Origin of the sequence: Pseudomonas sp. TNT2022 ID1044 (assembly GCF_028656895.1) — a bacterium.
Lineage (GTDB): Bacteria > Pseudomonadota > Gammaproteobacteria > Pseudomonadales > Pseudomonadaceae > Aquipseudomonas > Aquipseudomonas reinekei.
This window is the reverse complement of sequence record NZ_JAMDHB010000012.1, coordinates 1-15,248: the sequence shown is the minus strand read 5'-3', so window position 1 is coordinate 15,248 and position 15,248 is coordinate 1. Positions and strand designations below refer to the sequence as shown.

17 protein-coding genes and 2 pseudogenes are annotated in these 15,248 nt (G+C 53.2%); 8 read left to right on the top strand and 11 right to left on the bottom strand.

The window, feature by feature from the left end:
* The first annotated feature begins 53 nt into the window (after positions 1-53).
* The 4 genes from M5G20_RS16975 (at position 54) to M5G20_RS16960 (ending at position 6,384) form a co-directional block, all read left to right on the top strand.
* Positions 54-395, top strand: a complete 342-nt coding sequence (locus M5G20_RS16975; protein ID WP_105753648.1) for a hypothetical protein — start codon at positions 54-56, stop codon at positions 393-395.
* A gap of 99 nt (positions 396-494) precedes the next feature.
* Complete coding sequence (locus M5G20_RS16970) at positions 495-1,751, top strand: TolC family protein (protein WP_273920042.1); 1,257 nt, start codon at positions 495-497, stop codon at positions 1,749-1,751.
* Complete coding sequence (locus tag M5G20_RS16965) at positions 1,748-3,229, top strand: efflux RND transporter periplasmic adaptor subunit (protein WP_273920041.1); 1,482 nt, start codon at positions 1,748-1,750, stop codon at positions 3,227-3,229. Before M5G20_RS16970 ends, M5G20_RS16965 begins: the two co-directional genes overlap by 4 nt.
* Positions 3,226-6,384 (top strand): efflux RND transporter permease subunit, encoded by a 3,159-nt coding sequence (locus tag M5G20_RS16960; protein WP_273920040.1) that lies wholly within the window; start codon positions 3,226-3,228, stop codon positions 6,382-6,384. The genes M5G20_RS16965 and M5G20_RS16960 overlap by 4 nt, the downstream gene beginning before the upstream one ends.
* A gap of 88 nt (positions 6,385-6,472) precedes the next feature.
* Here M5G20_RS16960 and M5G20_RS16955 read toward each other — a convergent pair.
* Positions 6,473-6,689: pseudogene (locus M5G20_RS16955) on the bottom strand (histone-like nucleoid-structuring protein, MvaT/MvaU family); the annotation flags it as partial.
* A 40-nt stretch (positions 6,690-6,729) separates the two neighbouring features.
* A complete protein-coding gene (locus tag M5G20_RS16950; protein ID WP_250548238.1) occupies positions 6,730-7,020 on the bottom strand; it encodes a hypothetical protein in 291 nt (96 codons plus the stop codon).
* A 219-nt stretch (positions 7,021-7,239) separates the two neighbouring features.
* Between M5G20_RS16950 and M5G20_RS16945 the strand changes: the two are divergent.
* Positions 7,240-7,524: pseudogene (locus tag M5G20_RS16945) on the top strand (cation:dicarboxylate symporter family transporter); the annotation flags it as partial.
* A gap of 99 nt (positions 7,525-7,623) precedes the next feature.
* On the opposite strand, the gene M5G20_RS16940 reads toward M5G20_RS16945, so the two are convergent.
* From M5G20_RS16940 to M5G20_RS16925, 4 genes are all read right to left on the bottom strand, one after another.
* Positions 7,624-7,989 (bottom strand): histone-like nucleoid-structuring protein, MvaT/MvaU family, encoded by a 366-nt coding sequence (locus M5G20_RS16940; protein ID WP_273920039.1) that lies wholly within the window; start codon positions 7,987-7,989, stop codon positions 7,624-7,626.
* A 133-nt stretch (positions 7,990-8,122) separates the two neighbouring features.
* The gene (locus tag M5G20_RS16935; RefSeq protein WP_273920038.1) at positions 8,123-8,368 is read right to left on the bottom strand and encodes a type II toxin-antitoxin system PrlF family antitoxin; all 246 of its coding nucleotides are present in this window, start codon (positions 8,366-8,368) and stop codon (positions 8,123-8,125) included.
* A 235-nt stretch (positions 8,369-8,603) separates the two neighbouring features.
* Entirely contained in the window at positions 8,604-9,101 is a 498-nt protein-coding gene (locus tag M5G20_RS16930) for a 3'-5' exoribonuclease (RefSeq protein ID WP_273920036.1), read from the bottom strand.
* Between the two features lie 130 nt (positions 9,102-9,231).
* Complete coding sequence (locus M5G20_RS16925) at positions 9,232-9,531, bottom strand: hypothetical protein (RefSeq protein WP_273920034.1); 300 nt, start codon at positions 9,529-9,531, stop codon at positions 9,232-9,234.
* Between the two features lie 231 nt (positions 9,532-9,762).
* On the opposite strand from M5G20_RS16925, the gene M5G20_RS16920 reads away from it, so the two are divergent.
* Positions 9,763-10,062: a hypothetical protein gene (locus M5G20_RS16920; RefSeq protein WP_273920032.1), complete on the top strand. Its 300-nt coding sequence runs from the start codon at positions 9,763-9,765 to the stop codon at positions 10,060-10,062.
* Between the two features lie 242 nt (positions 10,063-10,304).
* Complete coding sequence (locus tag M5G20_RS16915; RefSeq protein WP_273920031.1) at positions 10,305-10,823, top strand: hypothetical protein; 519 nt, start codon at positions 10,305-10,307, stop codon at positions 10,821-10,823.
* On the opposite strand, the gene M5G20_RS16910 is transcribed toward M5G20_RS16915, so the two are convergent.
* From M5G20_RS16910 to M5G20_RS16895, 4 genes are all read right to left on the bottom strand, one after another.
* Complete coding sequence (locus tag M5G20_RS16910) at positions 10,820-11,224, bottom strand: DUF6957 family protein (RefSeq protein WP_273920029.1); 405 nt, start codon at positions 11,222-11,224, stop codon at positions 10,820-10,822. The genes M5G20_RS16915 and M5G20_RS16910 overlap by 4 nt on opposite strands.
* A 109-nt stretch (positions 11,225-11,333) precedes the next feature.
* Positions 11,334-12,062 carry a metallophosphoesterase family protein gene (locus M5G20_RS16905; protein ID WP_273920027.1) on the bottom strand — a complete coding sequence of 243 codons (729 nt, stop codon included), beginning with the start codon at positions 12,060-12,062 and terminating at the stop codon, positions 11,334-11,336.
* 106 nt (positions 12,063-12,168) lie between these two features.
* On the bottom strand, positions 12,169-12,591 hold the full coding sequence (locus M5G20_RS16900) for a hypothetical protein (RefSeq protein ID WP_053154046.1): 423 nt from the start codon (positions 12,589-12,591) through the stop codon (positions 12,169-12,171).
* A 42-nt stretch (positions 12,592-12,633) separates the two neighbouring features.
* Complete coding sequence (locus tag M5G20_RS16895) at positions 12,634-13,041, bottom strand: DUF6957 family protein (RefSeq protein ID WP_273920026.1); 408 nt, start codon at positions 13,039-13,041, stop codon at positions 12,634-12,636.
* A 204-nt stretch (positions 13,042-13,245) separates the two neighbouring features.
* Here M5G20_RS16895 and M5G20_RS16890 point away from each other — a divergent pair, with 204 nt between their 5' ends.
* Complete coding sequence (locus M5G20_RS16890) at positions 13,246-13,713, top strand: helix-turn-helix domain-containing protein (protein ID WP_273920024.1); 468 nt, start codon at positions 13,246-13,248, stop codon at positions 13,711-13,713.
* A 137-nt stretch (positions 13,714-13,850) separates the two neighbouring features.
* Here the strand turns inward: M5G20_RS16890 and M5G20_RS16885 are convergent.
* Positions 13,851-15,248, bottom strand: a 1,398-nt coding sequence (locus M5G20_RS16885; RefSeq protein ID WP_273920022.1) for a helicase-related protein, incomplete at its 5' end; no start/stop codon positions are given.

Genomic DNA, 15,248 nt, shown 5'->3' with positions numbered 1-15,248 from the left:
GATGGTGACGTGTTCAATTGTAAGAGCCATTTGCAGCGACTAGACTCCAGACCATGAAACGCTATCTGCGGTTTTGCATCATCTTCATGATCAGCTTGGCGCTTCCCCTCAGCGGGATGGCGGGCGTTCAGGCACCGACAGAACCGTGCCCAATGAAGACGATGGGCATGGCGATGATGGACGATATGGGGATGGACTGCTGCAACGATATGAAAGGCCCTTCCGATCACGGCAAACCTTGTAAGCCGGGCCAGGAATGCAAGTCGGGCGGCATGCTGCAAGTCTCGATCTTAAAGCCTCCTGTAACCGTATTCAGCCCCGAAGTGATTTCATTCTTCAGCGATTCCTTGCCTGTAAAGACCTCGTCCTGGGTTTGGCGACCCCCTCGCGTTTGATTCCTGTACCACACTGAGCCTCATTCCGCTTTAGCGGAATGGCATATCTGCGTGCATGTCTTATGAAGCGCGCAGTGGATCATCACAGGAATCGTGAACATGAACCCCAAGTGCTATTGCACAGGTTGGCCCCTCGTGGCCGGTTTGGCGGCAAGCGTACTGGCATTGCCGAGCTTCGCTGCCGCATTGACACTCGATGAAGCGTTGCGACTGGCCGAAAACAATGCGCCGTCGCTGACCGCACAAGACGCGAAAATTCAGGCTGCCAGCAGTGCAGCCATCCCCGCTGGTGAATTACCTGACCCCAAGTTGCTAGCAGGTGTGCAGAACTACCCCATCGGCGGCCCAGATCGCTGGAGCATCAACGACGACTTCATGACCATGCAAATGGTCGGGGTCAGACAAGAGATGCCCAACAGCGACAAGCGCAAAGCACGCATAGAGGTCGCCGATGCGGCCATTGATCGAGCTGCGGCAGAGCGTGGAGTCGAGCGCCTGAAGGTACGCCAGTCCACGGCATTGGCTTGGATCAGCAGCTACTCGGTTGAGCGCAAAGATGCGCTGTTCCAGGACTTCTACAAAGAAAATCGCCTGCTGACCGATACCGTCCGCGCCCAGATTGCCGGTGGCCGCGCTCAACCCGCCGATGCGGTGACGCCCAAGCAAGAAGCAGCTCAACTGGAGGAGCAACAGGACGATCTGGTTCGCCAGCGCGTGCAGGCCCGAGCGGCCCTCAAACGCTGGATAGGCTCCGCCGCCAACGACAAACCTGTGGGCAGCTTGCCTCAATGGCCTGTCGATCCATCAAGCTACGCCCATAAACTGCAACACCATCCCGAGTTGGCAGCGTTTGCGCCGATGACCCGTGAAGCGCAAGCCAAGGTTCGTGAAGCCGTGTCGGAGAAGCAGTCGGACTGGAGCTGGGAACTGGATTACCAGCGCCGTGGCCGTGAGTTTGGCGACATGGTCAGTGTGCAGTTTTCCTGGGATCTACCGCTGTTTCCTGACTCTCGGCAAAATCCCAAAATCGCAGCCAAACAGGCCGAACTCAGTCAGCTTGAGGCCGAGCGCGAAGCCCTGTCTCGTGAGCACACCCAGCAATTGGAAACTGAACTGGCTGACTATGAGCGCCTAAATCGTGCCGTGCGCCGAAACCAGGAAAGCCTATTGCCGCTGGCCAAGGAAAAGGTCGAACTCAGCATGGCCAGTTACCGTGCCGGCAAAGGCGATTTAAACGCCGTTGTTGCCGCCCGACGCGAGCTTATCGAGGCCCGTCTCAAGCAGATCGACGTGGAAGAGCAGCGAGCGCTGACCAGTGCGCGTCTGTATTTCGCTTATGGGGAGGCCAGCCAATGAACCTTAAATGGAACGGGGCATTGTTGGTAGGCATCTCGCTGGCGTTCGGTATTGCCGGTGGTTACTGGTTCGCTCAACAGCGCATGAATGGGGTATCCAGTTCTGCCCAGGAGCAGAGCCTCGATTCACCTGACGAACGCAAGGCTCTGTATTGGTATGACCCCATGTACCCGCAGCAAAAGTTCGATAAGCCGGGTAAGTCCCCCTTCATGGACATGCAACTGGTTCCTAAGTACGCCGGGGGCGCAGGGGATCGTGCGACCGTCAGTATCGATCCGAGTCTGACCCAGAATCTCGGTCTGCGTTTTGCAACAGTCACCCGTGGAATCTTTGACTCCAGCCTCGATGTGACGGGTGTCTTGGGATTCAACGAACGTGATGTCGCTGTGATTCAGGCACGCACCACGGGCTTTGTGGAGCGGGTATATGCCCACGCTCCCGGTGATGTGCTCAAAGCCAACGCGGCATTGGCGGATATCCTGGTGCCGGAATGGGCAGCTGCCCAGACAGAGTTTCTTGCACTGAAGCGCAGCGGGGATGCTGACCTGTTGGCTGCGGCCCGTCAGCGACTGCGTCTCACCGGTATGCCGGCAGCATTGATTGCTCAGGTAGAGCGTGGCGGCAAGGTTCAACCCTACCTGACTCTCACCAGCCCTATTGGTGGTGTGCTGCAAGAATTGAATGTACGTGCGGGTATGACTGTGGCTACTGGCGATACTCTGGCACGCGTCAATGGCTTGAGCAGTGTCTGGCTAGCCGTGGCCGTTCCAGAATCGGATGCCGGATTGATCACCGTGGGGCAGGCGGTCGAAGCGCGCCTGCCAGCCTTCCCAGGGACAATGCTCAACGGCAAGGTCAGCGCAATTTTGCCCGAGACAAATCCGGACAGTCGCACGCTTCGCGTGCGGGTGGAACTACCCAATCCGGATGGACGCCTCAGACCTGGTTTGACGGCGCAGGTACGCCTGAATCGTTCGACCGAGCAAAGTGTGTTGTGGGTGCCGAGCGAGGCGGTGATTCGCACTGGCCGACGAGCCCTGGTGATGCTGACTGAAGACGCCGGTCGCTATCGTCCAGTGGAGGTGCAACTCGGGCAGGAAAACGATGGTAAGACGGCGATATTGAAAGGTCTGGAGGAAGGCCAGAAGGTGGTTACGTCTGGCCAGTTCCTGCTCGACTCGGAGGCCAGTCTTAAGGGCATAGTCGCCAGCACGGAGGAAGCGTCACCACCCAGCGCAGCAGCCTCCAGCTTTCATAAGGCGGATGGGCAGATCGTTGAGATCAACGACAAAGAAGTCACGCTCGCCCATGGCCCCTTCAAGACGCTGGGCATGCCTGGCATGACGATGACTTTTCCACTCGCTAACCCGGCGCTGATGCAGGGCCTCAAAGAGGGTGACAAGGTTCGAATCGCAGTGAGCCAGACCGATGATGGTTTGCGTGTTGAGCGTCTGGAAAAATCGGGGAGCCAACCATGATTGCTGCCCTGATTCGTTGGTCGGTAGCCAACCGATTCCTGGTGCTATTGGCGACACTGTTCGTCACGGCTTGGGGCATTTGGTCGGTGCAGAGCACGCCCATTGATGCGCTGCCAGACCTCTCCGATGTGCAGGTGATCATCCGTACACCTTACGCAGGCCAGGCGCCGCAGATTGTCGAAAATCAGGTGACCTATCCGTTGACGACCACCATGCTCTCGGTGCCAGGCGCAAAGACGGTGCGCGGTTATTCCTTCTTCGGTGACAGCTTCGTCTACGTGCTGTTCGAGGACGGTACTGACCTGTACTGGGCCCGTTCACGGGTGTTGGAGTATCTAAGTCAGATACAAAGTCGGTTGCCAGCCAGCGCCAAGCCAGCGTTGGGGCCGGATGCGACGGGAGTGGGTTGGATCTATCAGTACGCACTGGTGGATCGCAGTGGCGGACACGATCTGGCACAGCTTCGTGCGCTTCAGGACTGGTTCCTAAAGTTCGAACTCAAGACCCTTCCAAACGTTGCGGAAGTAGCCACCGTGGGAGGCATGGTCAAGCAGTACCAGGTGCAGCTTGATCCGCTCAAACTGGCCAGCCTCGGTATCACTCAAGCTGAGGTAACCGAGGCTATCGGCAAGGCCAATCAGGAAACCGGTGGTGCCGTGCTGGAGATGGCTGAGACCGAGTTCATTGTGCGGGCCTCAGGCTACCTAAAAACGCTCAATGACTTTCGTGCTATCCCGTTGAAGCTCGGTGCTGGAGGTGTACCGGTGAGTCTTGGCGATGTCGCCACGATCCAGTTGGGGCCGGAAATGCGGCGTGGCATTACTGAACTCGACGGCGAAGGCGAGACCGTCGGCGGCGTGGTGATTTTGCGCAGTGGCAAGAATGCTCGCGAGACCATTGCGGCGGTCAAGACGAAGCTCGACGAACTGAAAAGCAGTTTGCCGGCTGGCGTAGAAATCGTCACAACGTATGACCGCAGCAAACTGATCGACCGTGCTGTGGAAAATCTCAGTCACAAGCTCATCGAAGAGTTCATCGTTGTCGCATTGGTCTGTGGGATCTTCCTGTGGCACTTGCGCTCATCGCTGGTGGCGATCATCTCCCTGCCGGTGGGTGTGTTGATTGCCTTCATCGTAATGCGTTACCAAGGGATCAACGCCAACATCATGTCCTTGGGTGGGATTGCCATCGCCATCGGCGCCATGGTCGATGCCGCCGTGGTGATGATCGAGAACGCCCATAAGAAGATCGAGGCCTGGCATGTAGCCAATCCTGGGGAGGAACTGAAGGGTGAGCGTCATTGGCATGTAATGACCGAAGCGGCGGCAGAAGTAGGCCCAGCACTGTTCTTCTGTTTGTTAATCATCACCCTGTCGTTCATTCCGGTTTTTACCCTGGAAGCACAGGAAGGGCGATTGTTCGGCCCATTAGCTTTCACCAAGACCTACGCCATGGCCGCAGCGGCAGGATTGTCAGTGACCTTGGTGCCAGTGCTGATGGGCTATTGGATTCGGGGTCGAATCCCCACTGAGCAACATAACCCGCTAAACCGTTGGCTGATCCGGATCTACCAGCCCGCTCTGGACGCGGTCTTGCGTCGACCAAAGATCACGCTGCTGGTGGCGCTATTGGTTTTTGTCAGTGCGCTATGGCCAATGTCGCGCTTGGGCGGTGAGTTTCTCCCCCCGTTGGACGAAGGCGATCTGCTCTATATGCCCTCAGCCCTGCCGGGATTGTCGGCGCAGAAAGCGGCGCAATTGCTGCAACAAACCGACCGCCTGATTAAGACTGTTCCAGAGGTCGAACACGTCTTTGGTAAAGCAGGTCGCGCCGAAACCGCTACCGATCCGGCACCGCTGGAAATGTTCGAAACCACGATTCAATTCAAACCTCATCAGCAATGGCGCCCTGGCATGACCCAGGAAAAGTTGGTGGAAGAACTGGATCGAGTGGTACGAGTTCCTGGGTTAACCAATATCTGGATACCACCGATTCGAAACCGCATCGACATGCTGGCCACTGGGATCAAGAGTCCTATCGGCGTGAAGGTTGCCGGCACCAACCTGACGGAGATCGATGCCGCTACTCAGGCGGTCGAGCGGGTGGCCAAGGGTGTGCCCGGTGTCAGTTCGGCTCTGGCCGAGCGACTGACCGGTGGCCGCTATATCGACGTAGATATCGACCGCAAGGCCGCCGCCCGCTACGGACTAAATATCGCTGATGTGCAGTCCATCGTTGCCGGCGCTATCGGCGGCGAAAACGTCGGCGAGACCATTGAAGGTCTCGCACGCTTTCCGATTAACGTGCGTTACCCACGTGAGTGGCGTGACTCGGTCGGCAGCCTGGAGCGATTACCGATTTACACTCCGTTAGGCAGCCAGATCACCCTCGGCACTGTGGCGAAGGTCAAGGTCAGCGACGGGCCGCCAATGCTCAAGAGCGAGAACGCACGGCCTTCTGGCTGGGTATACATCGACGTGCGGGGGCGAGACATTGCCTCGGTGGTCGCCGATCTACGCCAGGTCGTCAATGAGCAGGTCAAGTTGCAGCCCGGCATGAGCCTGAGTTACTCAGGACAGTTCGAGTTTCTAGAAAGAGCCAACGCACGCCTCAAACTAGTGGTGCCTGCCACGCTGTTGATCATCTTTGTGCTGCTCTACCTGACTTTCGCCCGCTTCGATGAGGCGTTGCTGATCATGGCCACTCTGCCATTCGCACTGACTGGCGGAGCATGGTTTCTCTATCTGCTGGGATACAACCTGTCGGTCGCCACCGGAGTCGGCTTTATCGCCTTGGCCGGGGTGTCTGCCGAGTTCGGCGTAATCATGCTGCTCTACCTGAAGAACGCCTGGGCCGAGCGTGAAGACCTCGGCGACAACACTGAGCGTGGGCTGGTTGCGGCCATTCGCGAAGGCGCTGTGCAGCGCGTTCGACCCAAGGCCATGACCGTTGCCGTGATCATTGCAGGCCTTTTACCCATTTTGTTGGGCAGCGGTACTGGTAGCGAAGTGATGAGCCGCATCGCCGCGCCTATGGTCGGCGGCATGATCACGGCCCCATTGCTTTCCCTGTTTGTCATTCCGGCAGCCTATCGCCTGATGCGTCGCCGGCACCTCATAGTTGAACCCACCAACCTTCAAGGAAAAATCGTATGAAACTGACCCTTAACTCACACCAAACTAGATGCCCTAACCAGCTATAAAAAAAGGCCCTTCTCGGGCCTTTTTTGTACTCAAACCAAACTCACTTGGTCAGCCAGGACTCGACGGTGTCGGATCCGTATTTCGCTTTCCATTCCTTCAGAATCTTGTGGTTGCCGCCTTGGGTCTCAACAACTTCATCAGTGTGCGGATTTTTGTAGACCGTCACTTGGCGCGGCTTACGGGTGGCGGCTTTGGACTCAACAGCTGGAGCACGACGGCGGCCAATTTTGTGGATCGAGCAGGTTGATCGCGTACTTTGTATGGCGACCACACCCCTACCAAGCTGCAGATATAGGTCTAGGCAACATGCCTTTCAGTAGGTTTGAGACCAATCGCGAGTCGCCTTGCACACCCCACGCCCCATGCTAAAGCACGAGTCATTGATTCGCCTGGCCTGGAATCAAGCGCCTCTTCATGCAAAGCCATGCCGCTCGCTGCATATACTCCAATGAACATCTGCGTGTTTCCCGTGGGCGACAGCCTCACCTGGACATCAATGAAGGTTCCGTCGTCTAACGTTTCGTCGTGTGTTCGATGGTGAAGCGCCGGATCAGCCCATTGCCAAAAAACATCCCCGCGAATACGCATGGCACGCCCTCCTACGACTTTAGTCTTATATGTCGGAAAACTTACCATAGCGCAGAGATGCGCGGAGGCCACGGGTTGCTCCACGTTTGAATGCTAAATCGGACGATTGGCCGCGATTCCTATACACGGCTAAAAATCCTGCATAGGTTCGGAGGAAGTCTTTTAGCTTTAATTGAGGGTATGAGGGTTTTTGCCGGTTTCAGCACGGCATGCACCAGCGCCGTCATGCTGGTCACGTCCTCAGACGTAGCAGCGGTGTCCGGCGCCAGCTTCGTCGGCTCACCGCCACGGTGACAGCAATTGGTGTGCTGCCTGTGGAAGGCCTGGCGTTGCTGTGCGGGGTATATATCGCTTCATGACCATGGCCATCGCCACCTGCAACACCATCGGCAAAATAGCGTAGCGACCGTGGTGGTGTCGAAGTGGTCGGGGGAGTTTACCGAACAGACTGCGAAGGCCGAATACAGCCGAGCATTTGGGCGGAATCCGGAGGCGGCGCTTTAACGGATCTAAAGTGGAATTGGAAATGCCAACACCCTCAGACTGACTATGAATCGATAACAAAAAGGCCCTGATAGGCCTTTTCTTGTACTCAAACCAAAATTACTTGGTCAGCCAGGACTCCACGGTTTCGGAACCGTATTTCGCTTTCCATTCCTTCAGAATCTTGTGGTTGCCGCCTTTGGTTTCGACGACTTCCCCGGTGTTAGGGTTTTTGTAGACCTTAACCTGGCGCGGCTTTCGAGTACTGGCTTGAGGCTCAGCGACTGGTGCACGACGACCAGACTTCGGATCAAGCAGGTTGATCACGTTCGGCAGGCTGTAGCCGTACTCGGCAAGCAGAGCGCGCAGCTTGGTTTCAAATTCGATTTCTTTCTTGAGGCCAGCGTCGCCTTTTAGCGCCTCGAGAGCTTGGAGCTGTTCGGCGAGGTGTTTTTCAAGCTGGCGGAATTCAGCGAGTTTAGACATGTTTATTCTCTATGTAGTTAGTCGCCTAACAATACACCAAAACCTGCAATTCGATTAAAGGTCAGCGGTTCTGATGAAATGAATACGTCGCTGCAACCCCTCTTTGAAAGCATGCGAGCCTAGGTTCGCCGCTTCATTCGTCTTCCGCTGAGAGCGGTGAATTGAGGTCAACATCTACCTGACCGACTAGCGAAAGGATGCGAGCGACCAGACGCGTATCTATGGGCTGAATGAGCTCCGGATGCGCGTTCATGTCAACCGCCAGAAGCTCGAGCGTTCGGGATACGGAGAGATGGGCTTCCATCGGTTCATTCGCCGGCGAGGTCTTGTTCTGAACGTGGTGCGCGGACTTGATGTTGGAGATACGAGGGTTATTCATGACTCAACCTTATGCGGTTCGACGTTGCAGTAACTGCGGCGGGTTCCCTGTTCTGATGCCGAAGTGTTGCTCCGATTAAACGGGGCTTTTGGAAGTGAAAATTATGGCTCAGCAATAATTATGGCTGAACCATAATTTGAAATAATCCAGTTTTGTCGTTTCCCCACCGATGGTGAAACTCGAATCATCTGCAGTACTCCGTCCAAAGCTGATCGGCCTTCGTGGTGGTGCGCCTCTATGGTGACAAAATAAGCCTGGAGGCCAAGACCTTGAAAAGCTCTGCAAGCATTCGCGCGTCCAGCAACGCATGGTGCGGCGGATCAGACAGCTCCACCTGTTCAAGAGCTTCCGCATTCACTTGATTGAAGAGGCTTGTAAGGTCGGTCGGTCGACTCACAACCTTGACTGGCCAAGGCTTATTATCTGCATCAACGAGATCACAGAAAAAACTCCAATCCCAATGTGGCGCATCTGAACACACCTCAAGCTGCTCGACGAAGCTCCCTAGAAATCTGCGAAGAGAGGCTTGGGCTTCGCTAAGCGACTGACCACATCGCAGAGGATCAAGCTGTGGTAGAACGTTCTGAATAACGAAATCACTACAGTCTTCGACCAGATAGGTGTCGATCAGCTCAACGTAGAACTCTCGGCCCGACTCTGATACCAGAGCTAGGGATATCAGCTTCGAGTCCCGATTGAGCTGAGTAAATTCGCAATCAAGGAATATCTTCAACGCCCTTTCCTTTTCATCGAGTGCTAGCGTGGCCTTTCATTGGCGCCCATGCTCGTCCCACTGATGGATTTGTGAGGCAAGTTGGCTGAGTAAGATGAGACGCTGCATTTGTGATTGGACGTGGGGACTTTCAGTCGTCCCCCCAGGGATCGAATTTATCCCCATACCTCGCGTGTAACGCACGATTGCGTTCGATCCGCCTAATCCACGGATCGTAGTCCTCTGGCAATGCGGCGAGCTCAGCGCTAATGATCATTTGCACTGTTTCATCACGCAGTAACCTACCGGTCAGCTCGCGGCATTCGCCACGCATTACCACACCATAAGCGGCGTGATTGTCTTTAACGTAGAGATCGGTCATTCCTACCCGCATATGGCCATATTTGTGTACGTCATCCGGGTAGATGTCCTCTAGGCTGAGATATCCCATACCAACTCCGGGCTAAGAATGTACTCGCTAAATAGCACTGCCTGTACGCTCCGTAATGTTCAAAGGTGCCACCGATCGCGAGCACCATCATTGAAGTCGTCCCTTCGCGCCAGCGCCTACAAAGACCAGCCAACAACATAAAGCAGGACTACCTATGAGCCAGCCAGCAGCAAGCGGTTAAGTGTGCGCATGATAACCTCGACTCAGACATCACTGTTCTGAGTACCCACCTTGAGCACTGCCACCGTACCCAACGATTTCAACACATTGATCAATGCACCAAAATTTTCGGACGACCCAGTTGGTCGGCGTCAAATGAAGCGCTGGCAGCTCATCGCTGATGAAATCTTCAAAAGCACCTCCAAAGAGGCGTTGCTTGAAGCTAGGGGCAAAGCCGAAGGCTATATCCACGGTCTTGTAGACGCTGGGCATTTGTCGACGAGAGACACAGACCGCGACTATCTCATTTTGAGTATCGTCCAACGACGGCGTGAGTTTTTGCAAAAACTGCTGAACGAGTACGGTTATTGAGCCTACGCGAGCTGTCAGCCGTCCGATGGTAAAACCAGCATCATAAGATAGAGTCAGTTTGAAGCGCTCCGCAGGGCTAAATCGGAGCGCTGATGATTAAACCGTAAGCGGCCTCGCAAGTGATTTATCAGAGGTCTGACGGAACGCGGGGGCGAAGCTCATCCTGGATGGTGTTCCACTCTTCGATCGAGATCAGCACAGCGCTCCTTCGCTGACCATCGATAAAAACCGGTTTACGCGTCATGATCACCTTCTCGATCAACTCATCGAAATTTCTCGTTGCCCTCGCAACTGTCCAGCGATCGTCAGCTGCCATTCAGTTCCACTCCTCCAGAACATCAATCCTCAGATTCGAGACGTTCACCGGAACGAAGCAATTCAAGAAAACTCCGTCGCCCGCCCCCACGCTTGAAGCTACCAACAAGGTAATTTCCTTCCCTCGTTTCCAAAAGCCAGAAACGCCCCTCTTTCCAGGCCCTCTGAATTTTTTCTGTGCGGATGATTCCGCCATTGGCGGTTCGGTACGCGTCGTCATGTGGAAAGTGGTCGAAGGACACGCCAAGGCACCTATCCTCGATGATCACTGCATCGCTGATAAAAGCCGTTATGGGCACTGTGTATTTTCGGAGACTCGCTTTTACAAGGCGACTCAGTTGGAAGTCACTGAGATACTTACTATGAAATTCGACTTCGATGATTTCCGGCATCCGGCCAAAGCTCCAAAAATGACTCAATATGTATTTGCGGCGGTCATTGCTTAACCAGCTTTCATTGAAAAAGCGGCGCCAATGCTAGCCTCTTTTCTCAGTCCTGGCCCAAGCAGGAGATAGACAGTATTGTTGGTTTCAAACATGCAGCCTTCAGTAAAAGACACGCCGAAATTACTGCGCACCCACATGCCAGGTTGGAAGCGACCTCTACTGTCCAGTACGATTTCGTGTGCGAAAAGCGTCGCCGGAAGTAGACCGAGCCGGGAGAGCTTTTCTTTCTCAGCAGGGTTAACCGTGAGGTCGATCAGGATCCACTGCTTCACAACACAGAAGGCTTTGCCAGGGAAGGCGTTTGCGGCCAATGCAATTAGCTCGTCTTGGGTGCTCTGCCAGCCCGGTGCTTCCTTCCCTGCCCCGTAAAGGAGCTGGGAAATCTCTTCTAACGTAACCATGTGAATTTCTCGATCGATTCAGGTTTAGATCGCACGAATGGAAGTCATCCCAGCGCTAGAAAGTAGGGAAAAACCCAAATTGCTGAGGTTTATCGCTGAATGCCGCTCATCAAATCTCGAGCAAAAAATCCTGATCGAAACCGGTCTCTTCGGTCGGGTATCCGCGAGGATTTGACACAACGCGGCATCCTCCTTTAACGAAATCCGCAGCGATGTGGGTATGTCCATAAATCCACAGATCGGCCTTCTCCAGAAGCGCCGGCCAATTGTTTGCGTACGCAGCAACGAGGTGTTCTGGAAAATCCCCACTTACGTATTCCGACGTAGGGGCATGGTGCGTGACGACGACAGTTTTCCCGGCGAAGGGCTTGTTCAATTCCTCAGTAAGCCAGGTGTACGCCGCCTGTGATTTAGCGATCAAGTCATCAGGACGTAAACGCCGAAAACTTGCATCGGTTCTGATCACAGTGAAATCGTTCATCCAATCCCACGCAATACGTTTCGCGGCAACCACATCGCCGGTAGACGAGAAATCTGTCCACGCTGTCGTGACCAAAAACCTAGTTTGGTTGATGATCAATACTTCGTTTTCGAGGACGTGCACGTGAGCAGCAGCCGCCTCTTTCATTTTTCGCAGCGTGTGATCAATGTGGCCGCCGTAGTACTCATGGTTTCCGCAAACGTAGATCACCGGACACTGGAATGTGTCGTTCGCCCAAACCACGCCGCGCGATTTGATATCAATGTCGCCGGCGAGGATGACTACGTCCGCGTGGCTTGGGGCTGGATCGAATGGAGCGAAGCCGAGGTGCAGATCTGAGTAAATCTGAATTTTCATAGCAGACGACCACTTTCGTTTTAGTTGTACATTGCATACAGCTGTGGCGGGCGGCCTCCGACCATGGCGCGCCTTGCCAGGAGAGGCTGCGATTTACGTACTCGGATTAAAAAATCACTCGAAGCCCTTTGAGGGAGTGAGGGTCAACAAGACAGCCTGGGGCATCCGTATAAGCCTTTTCGTCGCCAATGTTATGAAGGCAAACACGAGCACCACTAGAGTCATATCCGACCAGCAACCCCGAAAGCCCCTCCATAATCCATTTGCCGGCTTTGTTCATCCACCCAGGCGTGACGACCTGAATTTCCGTAACGACAAACTCGCTGGTTTGTTTGGAAAGTATTTCTTCGAGCATATCGACGTCACTAATCATCATGGTGCTTGACCATACCGTGCCCTCCAAGCGCTCCTGAAGGACGACGTGATACCAAGGATGAGCCAAGTGGCGTTCAAACATCCGCCAGTTCGAATACCCATCCCCAAAAATATTAGGAGTGCCCTCGGCAACAGTTTCATGACTTCTAAACATTTCACATTCCCGTGGATCTACAGGCCGCTGTTGCAGCTGACATCACTGATAAAGAGACAGTATCGCGGCGAGGCTGGCTGACTTTTCGTCGCCGTCTCCCACCAAAACGTACACCGTGTTTTTGGTTTCAAAGAGAAAGCCATCTTGAAATGAAATAGCCATGGTGCTGCGAACCGAGTTTCCGTAATCGAAGCGTCCTTGGCTGTCTAGGATGACTTTTTCGGCGAAAACAAAGAGCGGCAAGTGGCCATGAACGTGGATTTTGGTGAGATCCGCATCGCTAGCTATCGCGCGTACGATCGTCCACTGCTGGACGATGCAAAAGCCTTTGTCGGGGAAGCGGGTCTGCGCGATATGAATTAGCGCTTCTTGGCTTCCTTCAGATCCAGAGCGTGGCTCTCCAGTGGTGGAGAGGAGCTCGCTGGCTGCTTGGATTTTTTCGATTTCCAATCAAAAAGCCTCTGACAATACATGTGATATGTTTGGGTGCTCAGGTCGCTAAAACTGCCTGATGCCCATATCCAAAAGACCCTCAACCTATGATTGTGCGGATTAGCTCTGAGAAGGCGCCACCGCGTATTTCCGATACTACCACCAAACGTGGTTTATCGGAAGATAGGCGTTATGGCTCTATCCTCGCTTTTAGGGCAGACCATGTCGCTTAAGAATGAGATCGCCGGAGCACTCAGGGCAATCAGGACAATCCGAGGATTTGACTATGGTGATTTGGCAGACGTCAGCGCGAAAGCCAACATAGGAAAGCTGGAGCAAGGAAAGAGCAATATCACGGTTGCAAAATTGATCGAGTTATCAGAAGCCCTCCAGTTCGATCCTATTGCTCTTATGGCCCTCTGTGTCGCTATCCAGAAGGATGAGCCTACCGACACCACTCTAGAGCGAGCACGCGCAGAGCTTGCCTCATTCAAAGCAGGCGGAGGAGAGCAGCTTGTCCGGAGTCAATTTGTGGGCAAAGAGCTGAAAAAGAGACCTTCGGGTAAGCCTGGCAAAACCGAGAATGCCGATGCCGTGAGAGAACTGAAAGCGTTAGGATTGAGTCAGGCTGAGGTGGCGCGGAGGCTTGGATTGGCGAGTTCCACGGTATATCGCTATTGGCAGAAATAAATAGCTTAAAGACCTCTCTCGCAATTTCTAAACTAGTAGGCCTCGTATTCTTCAGGCCGCGAGATTCAGTCAAGGAGTCCTTTAGCCAGGTCTCATCGGTAAAACCTGGCTTAACGAAAAAACACCTAACCTAAATCTCAATTAGACATAGCCAAACGAACTTTGGCTATCTCATCCACGATAACCTGACTTAGAGAAAAGGGTGTGTGATCAAAATCCAATATCAGTTGCCTAGCCCTTATAACATCCAGATTACTATCCGGCACCAGTCTCTGAAGCTCAGATGCTGCAATTCGAGAAAGCCCTAACTCAAGAAATGCTCGTCCAGTCGGAGTGCTGACACCTAACTCAAGCGCTAAAGCAAAATCGAATATCTCTGGTATTCGATGACTAAGACCGCCTTCAACAAGTACATAGCTAAGAATGTCGATATAGGCCTTACCCATCTGCACCAACTGGAATCGCACCACATCTTCTATAGTATCAAAAGTATCTTTGATCACTTTGCTAGGATTTACATCCGCGATTTTCTTTGACTTATAATTAGGATTCGTACGCGCATACATATTGTCAAAATCGCGCTTCTTCTGCACCTGATCAGCTTTAGACTTTATTTCATATTTGAGGATCACTGGATAAGGCTTTCCTTCCATCCACCTTACCGCGATCCGTGCAACATACCCACCAAAATTACCATCAAAACCCTTTATCAATTTAAACATGATATTAAATATATCACGATAATGCGTAAAAGACCGACTACCTAGCTCTGATGGATTCTTTGGAATATATTCATCTATCATTCCATCTGCTGCCCTCATCTCCAAAAAAGACATGAGATCATTGAGTGCAAATAGATCCAATGTCCAGTTAGTGCTAAGAACAGTTGACGGCAGCGCTATTTGCTCCGACGCGTTGAGTGAGGCCTCACTAAGACGATACGAGTCTAAAATATCCAACTCAGGTGCAACTCGACTAAGAAAACCGTGAATGTCACCCTGCCTAGCTTTGTTGATGAGCATTCCAGCTGAAGCAACAGCACTTCTATGAGCTTCATCACGAGGCTTACTAGAAAGTGATTTATTCTCAAGCACATGCAAAACATCAGCAGCACAATAAGTAACAGCCTCAGTCAGCGCAGATTTAATGGTGAATTTTGAAAAAACATTCATGGGCTGTTCGCTCCACGAGTCATAATTTACCAAAAAAACATTACCCACTATGTCTTTCGCCATGCGGCCTGCTCGACCTGCAAAATTCCATAAAAGAGCTGGATCAAGGATTTGCTTATCGCCTCTACCCCGAGCTGGTGTATCAATAAAAACATTGCGCGCAGGTAGGTTGATACCTTGAAAAAGAGTTGTAGTACATACCAAAAATTTAATTGTACCCTTACGAAATGCCGTCTCTATTGCGTCACGAAGTAATGCGGGCATCTGACCGTAGTGAAATGCAACTCCATTCTGCACCATACTAATTAAATGGTAATCTGGGTGGATATGATCTTTTATGAAGGCGGCCGCGAAAACTGAGTG